Genomic DNA, 3,255 nt, shown 5'->3' with positions numbered 1-3,255 from the left:
GCCGATGTCTGGGCCTTGAACACTGGTCAAGTTGACAAAACCACCTTGCGCCAGCCTGACCTGACGCCGGCTGCGCTGGCGCAACACGAGCGACTGGTCACCCTGCGCGCGGCTGAAAATCTGTTCTGGCTGGGTCGCTATACCGAGCGCGCCGAGAACGCCACCCGCCTGGCCCGCCTGACGCTCGAATGCCTCAATCGGGACGAGCCAAAGTCGCAGCCCCTGCTGGCGTGGCTCAGCCAAATGGCTGTTGCCAATACCCTGGTGATGCCGGGCGAGGCATCGGCCGCCCCGTCGCCGCGCCGGTTCGAGTGCGCACTGATCGCAAGCCTGGGCAGCACTGGTGGCGCCACCAGCGTCGGCTATTACCTGCGAGCCTTGAAAATGGCGGCGTCTACCGTGCGCGAACGGTTGCCGCGAGCGCATTGGCGTGTGATCGTGCAGGCCGAAGAAGAGCTGTTCGCGAGCTGCTCCGACCAAGCCCGCAGCGGTGACTATTCTTCACTGGAGGCCTTGAGGGTACTGAGAAACACGGGAGCGCATCTGGCGGCCATCGGCGGCGCCCAGACCGAGAAAATGACCCGTGACGACGGCTGGTGCTTGCTGAGCATTGGCCGTCATATTGAACGTCTGGGGTTTCTGGCCAGCGCCCTGGCGCGCGGCATCACCACCGGCTCGGTTCATACGGATGACGGCTTTGAAGCCATGCTGGCGCTGTTTGACAGCGCCATCGCCCGTCACGCGGAATATCCGCATCCTCGCGATCTGGCTGCCCTGATCGACCTGTTGCTGCAGGGCCGCGACAAGTCCCGCTCATTGGCCGGAGTGACCGACACATTGCGCGAGCTGCTGGACGCACTGGCCGGCGGCCAGCCCGATGAACTCAGCACCTTGTCCCGGCAGGTGCCCGACCCTACGGCCTGGCGTCTGGCGCAATTGTGCGAAACCCCGCCTCACCACGTAGCGCAGGACGCCGCGCCAGGCATTGGCCCGGGCGATTTCTTTGTCCTGAACGATTTGCTGTGGCAATGTGTGAGGGCCTCTTTCAAGGTGTCGGACGAGATCAATACCACCTATTTCACGCATTCGATTGAGACCAACCAGAGCGTGGGTACCTGATGAAGCTGCACGTGACCCACGAAACCCGGTACGACTACCTGCCTGCCGTGGAAACGGCGCAGCACATCGCTTATCTGCAACCCTTGAACACCCGTCACCAGCAGCTTCTGAGCTATTCGCTGGACATCAGCCCGACACCCGCCCACATCAGGCAGACGCTGGACGTATTCGGCAACGCCCGCTGTTATTTTTCTCTGCAGACCCCGCACACGACCCTCACGGTGGTGGCGCGCAGTGTGGTCGCCACCGTTGCCCGCGCATTGCCCGCCAGCAGCATCAGCTGGGAGCAAACCCAGACGCTCTTTCGGTATCAGTCGGGCGGGCGTTTTGACGCAGCGACCGAATTTGTATTCGCCTCGCCCTTTTGTCCCCATTCGCCGGAGTTTGCCGCTTATGCGCAACCCAGTTTTGCGCCAGGCGTCAGCGTGTTGGCGGCGGCAACCGACCTGATGCAGCGCATTCACACCGACTTGATGTACGAGAGCGATAGTACCCAAGTCAACACCCCCGCCGTGGAGGCGCTGGCGCAACGCAAAGGGGTGTGCCAGGATTTCGCCCACATCCTGATTGCCTGCCTGCGCGCCATGGGGATTCCGGCGCGCTATGTCAGCGGCTATTTGCTGACCGAAGCGGCCCCCGGCACGGTCAAGCTCACCGGCAGCGACGCGTCACATGCCTGGGCTGCGGTGTATGTGCCCGATCTGCCACCGGATGAGCGCTGGTGCGACCTGGACCCCACCAACAACCGATCGGGCTGGCATTCGCCCGGAGAAGACTATGTGACGCTGGCCATTGGACGGGATTTTTCTGACGTATCCCCGATCCGCGGCGTCATCCATGGCGGCGCCAGTCACACGCTGTCTGTGGCGGTCACCGTGGAGCCTGTGCCCGGCGACAATCAGGCCAATTTATTCATCAAGGAAGCGCCATGAGCATTTACACCACGCTGACCGAACTCAACATCACGCTGCCCCCCGTGGCCATTCCGGCAGCGGCCTACGTGCCTTTTGTTCAAGCCGGCAATCTCGTTTTTTTGAGCGGTCATATCGCCAAGAAAGATGGCAAGCCCTGGGTTGGACAACTCGGCAAAAACTTGACCACCGAAGAAGGCAAAGCAGCCGCCCGCGCCATTGCCATTGACCTGATGGGCACGCTGCACGCGGCGGTGGGCGACCTCAACCGCATCAAGCGCATTGTCAAGCTGATGTCACTGGTTAACTCGACGGCTGACTTCACCGAACAGCATCTGGTGACCAACGGGGCGAGCGAACTGATCGGGCAGGTCTTTGGCGACAAAGGAACGCACGCCCGCAGCGCATTTGGCGTGGCTCAAATTCCCATGGGTGCCTGCGTAGAAATTGAGCTGATCGCCGAACTGCTCTGATCTGGAAAAAGCAAGCACCGGGTGGCGGATCTATCTGGACAGAATGCCATAACGACAAGTTTCCGCGCCGCCCTTGGCGCCAAGGGAATTCCCCGGTTCAGCGCTCCGTCACACGCGTGATGATTTGTCCAGAAACGGCGTGCAGCTGGGCTGCGCCTACCCGCCATGGCGCAATCTCGGCCAAGGGCACGAGGACAAACGCGCGCTCGGTCATGCGGGGATGCGGGATGACGAGCGCTTCGCTGTCCACACAGGCGTCGCCATAGGTCAAAACATCCATATCCAAGGTGCGGGGCGCGTTGCGGTAGGACCGCTCACGCCCCGCCATTCGCTCCAGTTTTTGCAGCTGGGCCAGTAACGCGGGTGCCGTCAGGACCGTCTGGATCTCAACCACCGCATTCACATAGTCCGGGCCATCCGAGCCCACGGGTGCAGTGCGGTACAAGGACGAGCGCCTGATCACGGTCACGCCGTTGGTCGCCGCGAGCTGTTCCATCGCCTGAACAAGGACTGCGCCGGGCTCACCCAAATTGCCGCCCAGCGCGATATAGGCCGTGACCGGGGGGCGCACCGACACACTCAGACGCCAGTGTCTGGCGTCTGTTCACCGCCGTCCCTGGGGCCGCTGCTGCGCCTGCGACGCCGCCGTTTCTTGGGGGCGTCAGTGGCATCGGCAGGGCCGCCTGGCACAGAATCAGGCCCTGGATCCAGACGCCTTGGGTCCGCATCCGCTGCGGGCGCTGCATCGCGTG

General features: G+C 62.8%; 4 protein-coding genes. 3 read left to right on the top strand and 1 reads right to left on the bottom strand.

What is annotated here, in order from left to right; all coding sequences use genetic code 11:
- The 3 genes from B3V69_RS07770 to B3V69_RS07760 all read left to right on the top strand — a co-directional run.
- A partial coding sequence (locus B3V69_RS07770) for an alpha-E domain-containing protein (RefSeq protein ID WP_296445343.1) occupies positions 1-1,119 on the top strand: 1,119 nt, incomplete at its 5' end.
- 11 nt (positions 1,120-1,130) lie between these two features.
- Positions 1,131-2,051 (top strand): transglutaminase family protein, encoded by a 921-nt coding sequence (locus B3V69_RS07765; protein ID WP_349679204.1) that lies wholly within the window; start codon positions 1,131-1,133, stop codon positions 2,049-2,051.
- The gene (locus B3V69_RS07760; RefSeq protein ID WP_296445339.1) at positions 2,048-2,503 is read left to right on the top strand and encodes a RidA family protein; all 456 of its coding nucleotides are present in this window, start codon (positions 2,048-2,050) and stop codon (positions 2,501-2,503) included. Before B3V69_RS07765 ends, B3V69_RS07760 begins: the two co-directional genes overlap by 4 nt.
- A gap of 97 nt (positions 2,504-2,600) precedes the next feature.
- On the opposite strand, the gene folK is transcribed toward B3V69_RS07760, so the two are convergent.
- Positions 2,601-3,080 carry a 2-amino-4-hydroxy-6-hydroxymethyldihydropteridine diphosphokinase gene (gene folK / locus B3V69_RS07755; RefSeq protein WP_349679203.1) on the bottom strand — a complete coding sequence of 160 codons (480 nt, stop codon included), beginning with the start codon at positions 3,078-3,080 and terminating at the stop codon, positions 2,601-2,603.
- Between the last annotated feature and the right edge of the window lie 175 nt (positions 3,081-3,255).

The organism is Rhodoferax sp. UBA5149, from assembly GCF_002413825.1.
Lineage (GTDB): Bacteria > Pseudomonadota > Gammaproteobacteria > Burkholderiales > Burkholderiaceae_C > Rhodoferax.
This window is presented reverse-complemented; position numbering and strand designations above follow the sequence as displayed.

Bases quoted from the DNA above. Each gene is read 5' to 3' on its own strand.
- B3V69_RS07760 (WP_296445339.1), top strand. From the start codon at position 2,048: ATGAGCATTTACACCACGCTGACCGAACTCAACATCACGCTGCCCCCC.